Below are 16,050 nucleotides of genomic sequence, written 5' to 3' on the forward strand. Positions count from 1 at the left end.
GAATCACTATGATTGGCTTGCGAAGCAAGACAGAATAGATGATGAACAGTACTAGGCGACCATAGGGAGCGTAGTAACCGTACTAGGAATCACTATGATTGGCTTACGAAGGAAGACAGAATAGATGATGAACAGTACTAGGCGACCGTAGGGAGCGTAGTAACCAAATTAGGAATCACGCTGATCAACTGTTAACAATCAGTGAATCCTAAATGCATTGAGTTTATGGCAACCAGTCCATTTGACAGGTTCAATAGAAGCAATCGGTTGATCGAGTCGATGGATTTTGAAACTATACCAAAACGTTGAGAGACGAAAAGGAGCGAAACAAGAATGAAAATGAAAGAAACACTGCATCTTGGAAAAACCGCTTTTCCAATGCGAGGCAACTTGCCGAACCGCGAAGTGGATTGGCAAAAAGAATGGGAAGAAAATCAATTGTATCAACGTCGTCAAGAATTAAATGAAGGCAAGCCAACCTTTGTCTTACACGATGGCCCTCCCTACGCAAATGGAAATATCCATATCGGACATTCATTAAACAAAATCAGTAAAGACATCATCGTACGTTCCAAATCGATGTCAGGTTTCCGTTCCCCTTATGTACCTGGTTGGGATACTCATGGTTTACCGATCGAACAAGTACTGACCAATAAAGGGATCAAGCGCAAAGAAATGAGCTTGGCAGAATATCGCAAAAAATGTGAAGAATATGCTTTGACACAAGTGGATACACAAAGAGCTGATTTCAAACGTTTAGGCGTTTCTGGTGACTGGGATCATCCATATATCACATTGACACCAGACTATGAAGCAGCAGAAATCCGCGTGTTCGGAAAAATGGCAGAAAAAGGCTACATCTACAAAGGATTGAAACCAATTTACTGGTCACCATCTAGTGAATCATCATTAGCAGAAGCTGAGATCGAATACAAAGATGTGAAATCACCATCGATCTATGTGGCTTTCCCAGTAGCAGATGGCAAAGATTTGCTTGATTCAGATACATCTTTTGTTATCTGGACGACGACGCCATGGACCTTACCAGCGAATCTAGGAATCTCTGTGAATCCAACCTTTGCCTATGTTCAAATCTTGGCCGATGGCCGCAAATTCGTCGTAGCAAAAGATTTATTAGAAACCGTGACGAATGAGATCGGTTGGGAATCTGTCGAAGTATTACAAGAATTGGCTGGCGATCAATTGGAAAAAATGACGGCAAAACATCCTTTTTATGATCGTACGTCTCTATTGATGTTAGGGGACCATGTGACATTGGATGCCGGTACTGGTTTGGTCCACACTGCACCAGGACATGGGGAAGATGACTACATCGTCAGCAAAAAATATGGTCTAGATGTCTTATCACCAGTCGATAGCCGTGGGGTCTTCACAGAAGAAGCACCAGGATTTGAAGGGGTCTTTTATGACAAAGCCAATCCAATGATCACTGAGCTTTTAGAAGAAAAAGGAGCCCTACTAAAACTAAACTTCTTTACTCACAGCTATCCACATGATTGGCGGACGAAAAAACCAGTCATCTATCGGGCAACACCACAATGGTTTGCGTCTATTGATAAGTTCCGCCAAAATATTTTGGATGAAATCGAAAAAGTAGATTGGATCATTCCATGGGGCAAAACTCGTTTATACAATATGATTCGCGACCGCGGCGACTGGGTGATCTCTCGTCAACGTGCGTGGGGCGTTCCGTTGCCAATCTTTTATGCAGAAAACGGCGAAGCCATCATTACGCCTGAAACGATCGAGCATGTGGCAAACTTGTTTGCTGAACATGGTTCAACGATTTGGTTTGAAAAAGAAGCAGAAGAATTACTGCCAGCTGGCTTCACGCATCCGGGCTCACCAAATGGCAAATTCTCGAAAGAGACTGACATCATGGATGTTTGGTTTGATTCAGGTTCTTCTCACGAAGCCGTGTTACGTCAACGTCCAGAATTGACGTTCCCAGCTGACATGTACTTGGAAGGTTCTGACCAATATCGTGGGTGGTTCAACTCAAGTATCACGACTAGTGTTGCGATCAATGAAGTCGCACCATATAAAGCCGTCTTGTCTCAAGGCTTCACCTTAGATGGCGAAGGTCGCAAGATGAGTAAATCTCTTGGTAATACCATTGCACCAGAAAAAGTGATCAATCAAATGGGTGCGGATATTTTGCGTCTTTGGGTCAGCAGTGTTGACTACGAAGCGGATGTCCGAGTGTCTATGGATATCTTGAATCAAGTGTCAGAAGTCTATCGGAAGATTCGCAATACCATGCGTTTCTTATTAGCGAACACGAGTGATTTTGATCCAGCAAAAGACAGCGTACCTTTTGAAAACTTGCGTTCTGTCGATAAATACATGATGGTTCGTTTGAATCAAACGATCAAAACGATTCGGGAAGATGGCTATGAAAAATATAACTTCTTGCATATTTACCGGACAGTCATCAACTTCTTGACAGTCGATATGTCTTCCTTCTATTTGGATTTTGCAAAAGATGTCGTTTATATCGAAGCTGAAAATGATTTCCAACGCCGTGCTATGCAAACTGTCTTTTATCAAACAGCGGTTGCATTGACGAAATTATTGACACCGATCATTCCGCATACCGCAGAAGAAATCTGGTCACACTTGAAAGAAGAAGAGGAATACGTACAGTTAGCGGAGTTCCCTGGCTATGATACATTTGCTAACCAAGAAGAACTGCTCGATCTTTGGCGGGCCTTCCTTGATTTCCGTGACAATGTCTTAAAAGCATTAGAAGAAGCGCGTAATGCAAAATTGATCGGAAAGTCCTTTGAAGCGAAAGTCACTGTTTATCCAACTGAGCCAGTTGCGGCATTGCTAAAAGCTATCGATTCAGATATTGCACAACTGCTGATCATTTCACCAGACTTCTTAACGATCAAAGAAGTCGGTGAAGCAGCTCCTGAAGCGGCATATCAATTTGAGGATGTGGCGATCTTAGTTGAAAAAGCCGAAGGGGAAGTATGTGAACGTTGTCGCCAAGTCCGGGTAGATGTTGGTGTAGAAGAGCAACTGCCAACACTTTGTGGGCATTGTGCAACCATCGTCAAAGAAAACTATCCCGAAGCAGTTGCAGAAGGCTTTGAAAAATAATAGAACGAAAAAAGATGACCCATTGCGGGTCATCTTTTTTGCGCTTGCTCATTCTTATTCCTTGAGAATGGGAGAAAAACGCACGTTTCTGACATGAATATGAGAAAATAGGTGGCAATTGATAACGATTCTCATTTGTTTGCAATAATTTTTCGACAGTTTATTGTATAATAAAAAAACCTTACTAGACGAAGTTTCTTCCTTAAGGTCTGTAGGCAATTGTTTGTTCGAGATGGAGTATTTCACTGTCAACAGAAGAAACCAACGAGCTCGGATCAAGTAAAAAAAACTTGCCAGATAGAAAAACAGGTTGTAAACTGTTAAAAATCGGAATATTCAGAATATTGAAAGAAAGTGTGATTCCATGAGTGATTTAGAGATGATGAGGAAAACGAACCAAACGATGTACGATGCCGCTTTTGAAAAAGATGCTTGTGGGATGGGGTTTATTGCACAAAAAGATGGTCGCTATTCCCGAGAACTTGTGCAAAATGCCTTAACAATGTTAGAACGGATGAACCACCGAGGGGGAACTGGCGCTGAACCTGACACAGGTGACGGAGCTGGAATTTTGATGGCAATGCCTGACCCATTTTTTCAACAGCGAGCAAAAGAGGCCGAAATCCCATTGCCTGAAAAAGGTGCCTATGCTGTTGGGATGTTTTTTTTACCGAAAGAAAAGCTCCGAGCAGCACAGGTCCAAGAAGAAGTAACTAAAGACATTCAACAAATGGGTTTTACCGTTTTATGGCAACGGGATGTGCCTTATGATTATTATCAGTGTGGACCGGGGGCGCAAAAAGTCATGCCCTCATTTGTGCAAGTCTTTATTGAAAAACCTGTCGATGTAGCTGCTGGCCGTCCCTTTGAAGATCAGCTTTACCGGCTACGACGTAAACTGGAAAAAACGTATCATACTGATGAGTTGTCTATCTGCAGCTTGTCCAGTAAGACAGTTGTTTATAAAGGAATGCTGCATGCCTATCAAGTTGGCTTATTTTTCAAAGATCTTCAAAGCCCAGAAATGACCTCTTGTATCGCATTGACCCATTCTCGTTTTTCGACAAATACCTTTCCAAGCTGGAGTCGGGCGCAACCTTTTCGTTTCTTAGCCCATAATGGCGAAATCAACACGTTACGCGGGGCAGAAAATTGGATGCATGGACATCAGATCGAAGTCTATGATGATGAAAATTCTGATTCGGCGAAACTAGAAAATTGTATGGAATATTTGTACCGTCAAGGGCGAGATATTCCTCAAGCACTGTTGATGATGGTGCCAGAAGCGTGGTCAAAAGAAGCTGGATTGTCGCCGGAGCTGACGGCTTTTAATGAGTACAACGCAAGCTTTATGGCTCCTTGGGATGGACCGGCAGCTTTATGTTTTACAGATGGGGATTTGGTAGGGGCTGCACTCGATCGAAATGGGTTACGGCCATCTCGCTACTCGATCACGAAAACTGGTTTTGTGGTCGTGGCCTCTGAGTCAGGTGTTGTCGATTTGCCAGCATCGGAAGTGATTGAAAAAGGGGTGCTTGGACCAGCAAATATGTTTTTGGTGGATACCAAAAAAGGAGTGATCTTACGCAATCAAGAAATCAAAGCTCATTATGCGAATGCCCATCCTTACCAGGAGTGGCTAGCGGATCACTTATTGATACCAGAGCTGCTTTCTGAGACTGAGAAGCAGGAGGAAACAGCAGATGATGCGATCCAGACCCTTTGGAAACGAAATGGTTACACGGATGAGATCATTCGCACGTTGATTTTACCAATGGCTCAAACGGGAGAAGAACCAGTGATCTCCATGGGGTTTGATTCACCCTTAGCTATTTTGAGCGAACGTCCCCAATCCTTGTTTACGTACTTCAAGCAACAATTCGCCCAAGTGACCAATCCGCCAATCGATGCGATTCGCGAAAAATTGGTGATCGGTACCGAGCTGTTTTTAGGTCGAGATGGGGATGTTTCAAAGGACATTCGAATCAATTGTAATAAGCTGAAGATTGCTAGTCCGGTGTTAAAAACGAGTGAATATGAAAAAATCAAACAGTTAGATCAAAATGGTCAAAAAGCGGCTTTACAGTCGATTCTTTATGATTATGTACCAGAAAACGGGGCAGCTTTGCAACAAGCGTTAGAAGCGCTTTTTAAAGAGACGGAGCAAAAAATCGATTCTGGGGCAACGATCGTCATTTTAAGTGATCGGGAAGTCATCCAAGCGCAAGAAGGAAAAGTGGCGATTCCGATTCTCTTGGCGGTATCAGGTCTGCACAATTACTTGGTGCGAAAAGGCAAACGTTCCTTGGCATCAATCGTTGCGGATACTGCGGAAGTCTGTGAGGTCCATCATTATGCCATGGTAGTCGGCTACGGAGTAAGTGGGGTCCACCCTTATGGGGCTTACCAGACATTGGCGCATTTTGAGCTTTCAGAGAAGATCGAAAGTTACCGTAAAGCATGTGAAAAGGGCATTGTCAAAATCATGTCACGAATGGGGATTTCAACGATCGCCGGTTACCATGGGGCGCAATTGTTTGAAGCTGTTGGTATCTCTGAGAAAGTCATCTCCGAATACTTTACCGGCACGGTTACTCGTATCGGTGGACTTTCATTAGCGCAAATCGAGCAAGAATACTTAATGCGTTATGAAGCGGCGTATGGCGAGAAACGCGTGGATTATCTTGATTCGGGCGGTAGTTTCCAATACAAAGCCGACGGGGAACATCATCTGTTCAATCCAAAAACGATCTATGGGTTTCAAAAAGCTGTTCGTACAGGCAGCTATGCGCTTTATAAAGAATATGCGGCGGAGATGAACCAAGACGCGTTAGAGAATCCAACGACCCTCCGTTCTATGTGGACTTTTGGGAACACGAGACGCAGTATTCCTTTAGCTGAGGTGGAACCTGTTGAAACGATCGTCAAACGGTTTAAAGTCGGCGCGATGTCTTACGGCTCTCTAAGTGAAGAGGCGCATCGCTGTATTGCTGAAGGGATGAATGCGATCGGTGCAAAATCCAACAGTGGAGAAGGTGGAGAAAATCGGAATCGTTTCAAACCAGTGAAGGGCATTAACTATAACAGTCGTATCAAACAAGTAGCTTCTGGCCGTTTTGGTGTCAATGCCGAATATTTAATGAGTGCGGACGAACTCCAAATCAAAATGGCCCAAGGGGCAAAACCTGGTGAAGGTGGTCAATTGCCAGGCAACAAAGTCTTCCCATGGGTAGCGGAGATTCGTGGCTCAACACCTGGTGTCCGACTGATTTCGCCGCCACCACATCACGACATTTATTCGATTGAAGATCTAGCCCAGCTGATCTATGACTTAAAGGCAATCAACCCGTATGCCCGCATCAATGTCAAATTGGTTTCTAGTACAGGTGTGGGTACGATCGCTACCGGTGTCGTCAAAGCCGGTGCAGACGTAGTCGTGATCTCAGGCTATGACGGTGGGACCGGTGCTTCTCCGAGAAATTCGATTCGGGATGCTGGCTTGCCTTGGGAGATGGGGCTTGCAGAAGCCCATCAAACGTTAGCTATGAATCATTTGCGGCAGCGAATGACCTTAGAGACAGATGGAAAATTGATGACGGGGCGTGACATCGCCATTGCTGCTCTTTTAGGAGCAGAAGAATATAGCTTTGCCTCTTTAGCGCTAGTTGCGATTGGTTGTGTCATGATGCGAGTTTGCAGTATCAATACATGTCCTGTCGGCATTGCTACACAGAACCCAGCGTTGCGCAAATTTTTCGCAGGGAAACCTGAGCACATCATCAATACGATGTACTTTTTAGCAGAAGATTTACGGGAAACAATGGCCGAGCTAGGGTTTCGCACGATTGATGAGATGGTAGGACACGCGGAAGTGTTGACACCACGCTTCGTTGCCAAAGGCAAAGCAAAGTCGTTAGACTTTTCTAGAATGATTGGGACGACGATCCCAATCGAGCGCAAAGTGACGGACCCATTCCTTGAGAAACGACAGTGGCCAGAGTTAGACGCTTTTGCCCAAGCAGCTATCGACAATAATCAAGAAATCGTTATGAATCATACGATCAATAATGTTCAACGTTCAGTCGGCGCTCGTTTAGGGGGCTGGATCGCAGAACGCTTTGGCAATTACGAAGTAACGCCAGGTTTGTTGCAGTTTACGTACCGCGGCATTGCTGGACAAAGTTTTGGGGCGTTTGCCACCCAGGGCATCCAGTTGAAACTGATTGGCGAGGCCAACGATTATGTAGCCAAAGGACTGAGTGGTGCCCGTTTGATCATTGTGCCGCCTGATGATGCCGCTTATGACGCAGAGCATTCACCGATTGTCGGTAACGTTGCTTGTTTTGGGGCGAATCGGGGTGAAGGCTATTTCCGCGGCATTGCTGGCGAACGCTTTTGCGTCCGTAATAGTGGAGCCAAAGTCGTTGTAGAAGGTGTTGGGGACCATGGCTGTGAGTACATGACTGGCGGCGTCGTGGTGATTTTAGGAAAAACCGGTCGCAACTTCGGTGCTGGAATGTCCGGTGGCGTGGCGTATGTTTACGATCCCGATCAAACCTTTGCTGATAAATGCAATCGGGAAATGGTTGATTTGTACCGGATTGGTGAAAGCGGTGATGACCACCAGTTGAAGGAGATGATCCAGCAGCATTTTGCCTATACGGATTCATTGAAGGCGGCTGAGATTTTAGAAGATTGGGAAAATCAGCAGCAACATTTCATCAAAGTCTATCCGACAGAGTACCATCAGATGATCCAAGCAACGGAGACTTTGGCTGAGCAAGGATTTATCGGGGAGGAACTTGTGACGAAAGCTTTCGAAGCCGTCGTCGGTCCACAATTGACTATTCCAGGAAAGGAGCGCGACTAATATGGCAGATCCATTTGGTTTTTTAAAGTACCCAAGAGTAGAAAATCCTACCCGACCGGTTTCAGAACGTATCCAAGACTGGCAAGAATTACAGACGCCATTGCCTGAAAATGAGCGTCAAGAGCAAGCGGCGCGCTGTATGAATTGTGGCATTCCTTTTTGTCATACTGGTTCTTTTTACGGCGGGCAAGGGGCGGTTTCAGGTTGTCCCAATGACAACCTGATTCCTGAATGGAATGATCTGGTTTATCAAGGGCGTTTCCAAGCCGCCTTTGAGCGTCTTGCCAAAACCAATCCATTACCGGAAATGACTGGACGTGTTTGTCCAGCTCCATGTGAAAAAGGCTGTACCGAGGCACTGAATGGCTCAGGTGTCACGATCCACGACAATGAACGCTTTATTATCGATACTGCTTTTGAAAACGATTGGGTCAAAGCCTCCGGGTTGCCTCAAGAAGCGACTGGTTTCAAGGTGGCAATCGTTGGTAGCGGACCGGCTGGTTTATCTGCTGCTTGGCGCTTGAATCAACTAGGACATCAAGTGACGGTCTATGAACGCAGTGATCGCTTTGGCGGTTTACTGATGTATGGTATTCCAAATATGAAATTAGATAAAGATGTTGTGCAGCGACGTATTGACTTGATGGCAGAGCTAGGCGTGACCTTTGTCGCTAATACGGAGATCGGTCGTGACTTGTCAGCAGAAGAATTGTCCGCTCAGTATGATCGGGTCATTTTGGCAACAGGAGCTAGTGTTCCTCGTGACTTGAAGATTCCAGGTCGTGAATTGACTGGGGTGCAATTTGCAGTCGATTATCTGACGGAAGCAACCAAAGATGTCTTAAAGCATGGCAAAGCGGCAACAAGTAAAAAACTTGCTGGCAAGCACGTCGTCGTGATTGGCGGCGGCGACACTGGAAATGACTGTATTGGTTCAGCGATTCGGCAAGGAGCCGCTTCTGTGCGTCAATTGGAGATCACGCCCCAACTGCCATTGACACGTACCGACAGCAATCCCTGGCCTGAATACCCAATGACAGCCCGCACAGGCTATGGGCAAGAAGAAGCGGCTGAAGTCCTGCAAACACAAGTGACGTATCATGGGGTGTCCACAACAGCCTTTATCGGCGCCGAACGCGGCCAGTTGATCGCCATCGAAACGGTCTCAGTAGATCAACAGTTTCAGCCGATCCCTGGCACAGAGCAAGTGATCAAGGCGGATTTGGTTTTGTTGGCAATGGGCTTTGTTGGTGCAGAGACCCAACTCTTCGATGCCTTTGGTGTGCGAGAAGTGTACGATGATTACACGACGAACAATGAACGAGTGTTAGTCGCAGGAGATGCTAAAAGAGGACCGAGTTTAGTCATCTGGGGGATTCGTGAAGGACGCTTAGCGGCAGAAAAAGTCGATCAAGCGTTACGATCATTGGTGTATCAATAAGCAATCAATAAAAAACAACCTGAGCAGCTCTTCCTCCTTCTGAATTAGAAGGGGAACAGCGAAATGCTCAGGTTGTTTGCCTGTTAAGCAGTTGGTTCAGATGGATGGGGCTTTGATCGCTGTTCATTTTTTTCCATTGCTGCCTTTGGTAAACGAATCGAAAAGACGATGGTTTCGTCACGGCTTTCCGCCCAGATTTTTCCACCTAATGCCTCAACGATTTCTTTGGCGATCGGCAGCCCCAGACCGGTCCCACCCGTCGCCGTTGCTCGGGAAGCGTCCATGCGGTAAAAAGGCTCAAAAATCAAGCCAATCTTTTCAGCAGGGATCGTTTTTCCATGATTGGTCAAACGAATCAGGATATCATCAGAGGCACTGATGGCTAAATGCAAGGGGGAATCGGCATAACTATAATTGATGGCATTGCGAATCAAGTTATCAAAGACGCGTTCCATCTTCTCTGTATCGACAGTCGCATAGACTTTTTTCTGTAGCTGCAGTTGCCAATGAAGGTTCTTTTCTTCTAGCAGCGGTAAAAATTCGAACGTCAACTGTTCTAGCATCAAGCTAAGATCCGTGGTTTCGGTCTGTAAGGCGATCGTTGTAAGATTAAAACGAGTGATTTCGAAAAATTCGCTGATCAATAATTCTAGCCGCTGGGCTTTTTGCAAGGCGATCTTGGTATAGCGTGCGCGTAGTTCGGAAGAAAGCTGCGGTTCTTCTTCTAGAAGTGTCAAATAGCCGATCACACTGGTCAAAGGTGTGCGTAAATCATGTGCGAGATAGACGATCAAATCATTTTTCCGCTGCTCTGCTTCTTTGGCAGCTCGTTGATCCTGTAGATTTTTTTCCCGCAACTGGTTCATTTCTTCTTGCACGTCGATCAGATTGCTGGAAAGAACGATTCGCTTCGTAGGTTCAGCAATCAATTGATTCGTGGCTTGAATCGTTTCATTCAAATAGCTGATGGCTTTACTCATATAATAAATCGTTGTGCTCACCCAAATCAGCAAGGCACCGATCGCTAGACAGACGAGCCAATAATCAGCAAAAAGCCTTAATATTTGATAAATGGGCTCATAGCCGTACCAAACCCTCAATCCTGCTACAAAGCGAACAGTTAAAGGGATCAGAATCAAAAGGAGCATTAAAACACCTGTGGTGATAAAGTATTGAGTCAAAAGTTTCCGGATCAATGGACTTCTATTTTTCAATGATATAGCCGACCCCCCATACAGTTTTGATTAATTTCGGTTTGCGGGGTTGTTCGTTTAGCTTTTCCCGCAGACGGGCAATATGTGCCATCACTGTGTTATTGTTATCTAAATATTTTTCTTTCCAGACTGCTTCAAAAAGAGTTTCCGAGGCAACGACCGATCCTTGGTGTTCAAATAAGTAAAGCAGGATTTTAAATTCGATGGGGGTCAAGAAAACCTCTTTGCCATAAAGAAAACATTGGTGACTGTTGATTTTCAACAGTAAGCCTTCCTTTTCGTATTCTTCAATCTTCTGCGGAACAGCTGACTGATTGTATCGTTGGTATCGCCGTAGTTGCGTTTTGACCCGAGCAACAACTTCTAATGGATTGAAGGGTTTAGTCACATAATCATCTGCACCTAGACTTAGACCGGTAATTTTATCCAGATCTTCTCCTTTGGCAGTGAGCATCAGTACTGGAAAAAAGTGGGTTTTGCGAATGGTCTGTAACAGCTGAAAGCCGTCGATATCCGGCAGCATCACATCTAAAACTGCCACATCGACTGTTTCTTTTTCGAGATAAGCCAAAGCACTCGTTCCATCATAAAAAGGTTCCACTTGAAAGCCTTCATTCCTTAGAAACGTCGTGACTAACTCGGCGATTTCTTTTTCATCATCAACAACAATTATTTTTTCTGCCATCCTTGATTCACTCCAACTATCTACGATCATTTTCATTTACACTACCATTTACTCTACACCCATCATACCGTAATCGGTAAGCGAATGCATTCGTTTTCTACTTTGAACTAGAGGTGATGCGGGAACCTAGGCGGCTGATCAATTCATTGGTAATGGTTTGTGCTTGATCAGCGGTAGTCGTCCAATCGCTGATTACTTCGAGCGAACTTTCGACCGCCAGTTCTGGATAGTCCGTTAAATCGATCAAGAGCATATCCATACAAACCAACCCAATCTGCGGGAGTAAAGCACCTTGATAAGAAAGCTGGAACCCTTGGTTTGATAGGGCACGTGGAACCCCGTCGCAGTAGCCGATGCTAACGATCCCGATCGTGGCTGGTCGATCAAAAACAGTGCCTAATCCATAGCCGATCGCTTCACCAGCGGCAACTGTTTTTTTGTCTACCAGTAAGGCTTTGAGTGTCAAAATCGGCTGTATGTTTATCTTCTGCTTCGTTGGTTCGTTCGGGACGCTCAATGAACCAGTTAGAAGAATACCTGGACGTACATAATCATAGTGTTTCTCTGGGTAATTCAATATTCCGTAGCTGCTTTGCAGATGTGTCAGTCCATAGGCGATATTTTTAGCGGATAAGCCAGCCAACAGATCATCAAAACAAGTGATTTGGGCTTGTGTCCGCAAGATACTTGCCGTATCCAGCTGATCTGAAGAGCCTAGATGGGAAAAAATGCCCGTGATCTTGAGAGATGGCAAGGCGTAAAGTCCAGTAACTGTCTCAACATCAGGTGCAACGCCTAAGCGGTGCATACCAGTATCTACCGCTAAATGGCATTCGATCGGAATGCTTGTTTGGGCTAAAGCATGCCCATGGGCCTCACTAACGATGGTTGGAATCAAGGAATAATGTTTCAGCTCTTTGGCACGTTGGGCAGAAGTGTACCCTAAAATCAGTAAGCGACTTTTAATGCCAGCTCGCCGTAATTCGATGGCTTCTTCTATGGTGGCAACAGCAAAAAAATCGACGCCTACTCTTTCCAAGGTACGAGCGACCAATTGCGCATCGCAACCATAGGCATCTGCTTTAACCACCGCCATCACTTTTGTTGTGGATGGAATCACTCGTTTGATTTCCTGCAAGTTGTGCAACAGGGCGGGGGCTGAGAATTCTTTGGCTGCCCGCTGCAAGTGGAGCGGCGTTTTTTTCGGAAACGGCAACAGCTTTTGCAAAGCAAAGAGACCATGCACCACCCCAATGGTCAGTCCTAAGACCACCAAGAAATTGATCAGATTGTTTTGCAGCAAGGGTAGCTTTTGACTAAGAAAATGGGTTACTGCAATGGTATAAGGATGGAGCAAATAGAGCCAAAGGGACAGACGACCCGCTTGTTTCCAGATCATGGGTGCTTGCCATTGCTGAATGATCGGAAATAAAAACAAGAGAACGAAGGGCAAAAAGACATACATGCTGTCATGTTTAGGTGTAGTAAAGTGATGCAAGAGATAACTTTCCAAAAGCAAGCAAATAAGACTAATCATCAGATAACTATAGCGATGGGGAGAAGCAGGTTTTTTGGCAAATCTTCTGGCTAGTACCCCTAAGATCAAAAATAAGGGAGCAAAAAAAATGCCGTTGCGAGTTCCATCCAATAGTTGGAAAATCAGTGAATAGAGTGGCGTGATGGGTGTTTGTGCAGCCAGGCCAGACCAACTGTCCCCACCTAAACCAACCACATACAAACCGACAGCAATGAAAAACACCTGCTTGAAAGAAAGCCGTGTCAAGAGGCCCATCACTAGTAGACCGCCGGTAATGATCGCAGGAAAATACCAAAGATGGTAAAGAATGCCGTTGACTAGCAAAGTTTGAATAAAAGTGTCTAGTGGCATGTTCAATCCTAGTATGCCGCTGTACCAAGCAAGCGGCAAAAAGAGCAGTGTGGCAATGAGATAGACTTGCAGCTGTTTTTTGATAAATAACCAGATACGTTGTCTGGCAGGATAGCTGTTTTGGGTGGCTAAATCACTGAACACATAATACCCGCTGATCATAAAAAAGAAGGGGACGGCGATTCTGAAAAGAGTCAATGTGATCAGGATATCACCATTGGGCCACAATCGATGAAGGGGCAGACAGTGGATCGCCACCACCATCATCGCTAAAATCACCCGAAACTGCTCAATTCCTTGATTCTTCTTCATGCGAACTGCCTCGCGGTTTGTTCAAGATATTGATAGTATTCTTCCAATGTCCACTGTTGACTGGCGATGATTTGACTATGAGGCAGACCGACATAACGAAAATGCCATGGTTCATAGCCAATCCCTGTAATCTCCTGTTTGTCTGCGGGATAGCGTAAAATAAATCCGTAGTTCATCATTTCCTGTGTAAATAAATCCGCCGCTGCGCTGTCACGAAACCGTGGGCAGATCAAATCACCTTGCTGGCCTTTTAAACCAACATCGATCGCTAAGCCTAACTGATGCTCGCTGCAGCCGGGCAACGCCACAAATTGTTTCGTATAGGCTAATCCATTTTCTTTTAAGGAATATTCCCATAAATGCCGTTGCTGCTTTTCGGTTCGATAGCCGTCTAATAAGCAGATCTCGTTTTCAAGTTTTAAGGCTTTGACGAGGCGTTCCCATTGTTTGGCTGCTTCAGGCTGCAAGTAAACTTCTTCTTCACTAAAAGCAGCAAGGACGAGGTGGGGCGGCTCTTGGTTTTTTTCTAATGGAAACTCTTTGCTAACTAACTGTAGATAGGGATTCATTTGCCTTCCTCCTTTGCTAAGACAAGCAGTTTTTGTAGTAGTTCTTGATAGGATAAGCCGATTGCTGCCATCATGGCAGGATAGCGGGAGTGACTAGTAAAGCCCGGCATAGTATTGATTTCATTCAAGTATAGTTCTCCTTGATCCGTGACAAAAAAGTCGATGCGAGCAAGTCCTTTAAGACCAAGACTGTGATAGAGCAGCTGAGCTTGTTCTTTGACCTTGGTTTCAATCGTTTCAGGCAATGGTGCAGGAACGGTGATCTTGGCGCTAATCAACTGGTACTTTTCTTCAAAATCGAAAAAGCCTTCTACTAATGAAATAGCGTCACAAGCACCGACAGTCAAAGAGTCGTTGCCTAAGATACCGCAACCAATCTCAACGCCAGCTATATTTTTTTGTAAGAGCACTGCTGAACAATAAGCGAAGGCTTCCTTCAAGGCAGGAGCAATTTCTTCGACACAAGTCACTTTTGTGATCCCTTTTGAGGAGCCAGCTTCATTAGGCTTAAAGAAAACCGGAAAGTCATGGGTCTGGATAAAGGCTTCGATTTGTCTTTGCTGGTTGTCTTGATTTGTCAAGAGAATCGTAGGAGCGCTTTGTACGCCAATCGCTTCTGCTGCTTGATGCAATAACCATTTGTTCATACATAATGCGGAGGCCGCCACACCGCAGCCTACATAAGGTAGTTTCATCAATTCAAACAATCCTTGGATACTGCCATCTTCCCCGTATTTGCCATGCATAATGGGAAATAAAACATCAGGTACCAACGTTTGTTGCTCTTCACTTAGCCAAAAGCCGTTTCCTTCAAAAAGCGGCTGGATTTTCTGTTTATGTTTCGTATCCAACAGCCACGTGTCTTGTCGGATGTTTTCCAGTTCTCCTGTGTACAAATACCAATCCATAGCATCTGGGGCGATCCCGATCAAAGAGAGGTCGTAATCATAGGGAGATGATTGGAGTGCTTCGATTGCGCTAGTTGCTGAGGCTAAAGAAACGGTGTATTCCGATGAATTGCCTCCAAAAATAATGGCGATTTTTTTCATATTTTTCTTCCTTCCACTTTTCGATTCTTGCTACATTCAGTCTATCAAGGAAAGAAAAAAGAAATTTACGGGCTTACTGGTATCTTTCTTTTCTTTTTGTGATGAAATTGTGACGAATTTATGACAAAAGGAAGGCGACAGCTGTCGCTCTTTTTACGCAAGAAAGGAAACAGAATTTGAAGTAGAAAAAGCTGCCATAAGATGGAGCGGAGAAAATAGTGAAAGGAGAGCACATTTAAGGAAGGAAAGGAGAGGCAATAGCAGGAACGTTGACACAAAAAAAGCACGCCGAAGCATGCTTTTTCCTTTTGAAGATGGTTTTTCGCTCATTATACGATTCGCTTATTATGCGTAATGAGCACGAGGACCACCGATATATTTGGGCCGTGATCCCAGAGCTGTGACATGGGCAGCGCCAAGGGTCTTGATAGAGGGACGGATCGGGATTTGAACATGTTTGACATGCATGCCGATCGCTGTGTCACCAATATCGATGCCAGCTTTTGCCACTATGTGCTCCACTTCAATAGGCTCATCGAACAGCTGGAAAGCCGCAACTGAGCAAGCACCGCCTGCATGCAGCTGGGGCACTACTGCGACTTCTTCTAATTGATATAGTCGAGCCGTTTCACGCTCAACGGCTAAAGCCCGATTGAGATGTTCACAGCCTTGAACGGCTAAATGAATATTTTTGGGACGCAAAATCGCTCGTAGTGTTTCAACGATAACCATGCCTACTTCTTGACTGGAATTTTTGCCAATCAAGCCACCAACCACTTCACTTGTTGAACAGCCGAGAACAAAAAGATCATTTTCATCAACGTTCGCTGTCGTAATGACTTCTTCAACGATTGTAGTTAAATCCGTTTTTAATTGATTGATATCTGTCATGA

General features: G+C 44.9%; 9 protein-coding genes. 3 read left to right on the forward strand and 6 right to left on the reverse strand.

Annotated features, from left to right (window positions below; translation table 11 throughout):
• Positions 1-333 precede the first annotated feature (333 nt).
• From ileS to A5877_RS13285, 3 genes are all read left to right on the forward strand, one after another.
• The gene (ileS, locus tag A5877_RS13275; protein ID WP_016613827.1) at positions 334-3,129 is read left to right on the forward strand and encodes an isoleucine--tRNA ligase; all 2,796 of its coding nucleotides are present in this window, start codon (positions 334-336) and stop codon (positions 3,127-3,129) included.
• A gap of 364 nt (positions 3,130-3,493) precedes the next feature.
• On the forward strand, positions 3,494-7,999 hold the full coding sequence (gltB, locus tag A5877_RS13280; protein ID WP_086316964.1) for a glutamate synthase large subunit: 4,506 nt from the start codon (positions 3,494-3,496) through the stop codon (positions 7,997-7,999).
• Between the two features lies 1 nt (position 8,000).
• Entirely contained in the window at positions 8,001-9,440 is a 1,440-nt protein-coding gene (locus A5877_RS13285; RefSeq protein ID WP_086316965.1) for a glutamate synthase subunit beta, read from the forward strand.
• Between the two features lie 83 nt (positions 9,441-9,523).
• Here A5877_RS13285 and vanS read toward each other — a convergent pair whose 3' ends face one another.
• The 6 genes from vanS to A5877_RS13315 all read right to left on the reverse strand — a co-directional run bounded on the left by vanS (position 9,524) and on the right by A5877_RS13315 (position 16,048).
• The gene (gene vanS, locus A5877_RS13290) at positions 9,524-10,654 is read right to left on the reverse strand and encodes a vancomycin resistance histidine kinase VanS (protein ID WP_034872467.1); all 1,131 of its coding nucleotides are present in this window, start codon (positions 10,652-10,654) and stop codon (positions 9,524-9,526) included.
• Entirely contained in the window at positions 10,644-11,339 is a 696-nt protein-coding gene (gene vanR-C, locus A5877_RS13295) for a vancomycin resistance response regulator transcription factor VanR-C (RefSeq protein WP_034872470.1), read from the reverse strand. Before vanR-C ends, vanS begins: the two co-directional genes overlap by 11 nt.
• 97 nt (positions 11,340-11,436) lie before the next feature.
• Entirely contained in the window at positions 11,437-13,539 is a 2,103-nt protein-coding gene (vanT, locus tag A5877_RS13300) for a membrane-bound serine racemase VanT (RefSeq protein WP_008377356.1), read from the reverse strand.
• On the reverse strand, positions 13,536-14,108 hold the full coding sequence (gene vanXY, locus A5877_RS13305; RefSeq protein WP_008377360.1) for a D,D-carboxypeptidase/D,D-dipeptidase VanXY: 573 nt from the start codon (positions 14,106-14,108) through the stop codon (positions 13,536-13,538). The genes vanT and vanXY overlap by 4 nt, the downstream gene beginning before the upstream one ends.
• A complete protein-coding gene (gene vanC, locus A5877_RS13310) occupies positions 14,105-15,157 on the reverse strand; it encodes a D-alanine--D-serine ligase VanC (protein ID WP_016613831.1) in 1,053 nt (350 codons plus the stop codon). The genes vanXY and vanC overlap by 4 nt, the downstream gene beginning before the upstream one ends.
• Before the next feature lie 345 nt (positions 15,158-15,502).
• Complete coding sequence (locus A5877_RS13315; RefSeq protein WP_008377364.1) at positions 15,503-16,048, reverse strand: TIGR01440 family protein; 546 nt, start codon at positions 16,046-16,048, stop codon at positions 15,503-15,505.
• Positions 16,049-16,050: the final 2 nt, after the last annotated feature.

The organism is Enterococcus sp. 3C7_DIV0644, assembly GCF_002141235.1.
Taxonomy (GTDB): Bacteria; Bacillota; Bacilli; order Lactobacillales; family Enterococcaceae; genus Enterococcus_D; species Enterococcus_D entomosocium.

Bases quoted from the DNA above. Each gene is read 5' to 3' on its own strand.
- gltB (WP_086316964.1), top strand. From the start codon at position 3,494: ATGAGTGATTTAGAGATGATGAGGAAAACGAACCAAACGATGTACGAT.
- vanC (WP_016613831.1), bottom strand. From the start codon at position 15,157: ATGAAAAAAATCGCCATTATTTTTGGAGGCAATTCATCGGAATACACC.
- vanR-C (WP_034872470.1), bottom strand. From the start codon at position 11,339: ATGGCAGAAAAAATAATTGTTGTTGATGATGAAAAAGAAATCGCCGAG.
- A5877_RS13315 (WP_008377364.1), bottom strand. From the start codon at position 16,048: ATGACAGATATCAATCAATTAAAAACGGATTTAACTACAATCGTTGAA.
- vanXY (WP_008377360.1), bottom strand. From the start codon at position 14,108: ATGAATCCCTATCTACAGTTAGTTAGCAAAGAGTTTCCATTAGAAAAA.
- ileS (WP_016613827.1), top strand. From the start codon at position 334: ATGAAAATGAAAGAAACACTGCATCTTGGAAAAACCGCTTTTCCAATG.
- vanT (WP_008377356.1), bottom strand. From the start codon at position 13,539: ATGAAGAAGAATCAAGGAATTGAGCAGTTTCGGGTGATTTTAGCGATG.
- A5877_RS13285 (WP_086316965.1), top strand. From the start codon at position 8,001: ATGGCAGATCCATTTGGTTTTTTAAAGTACCCAAGAGTAGAAAATCCT.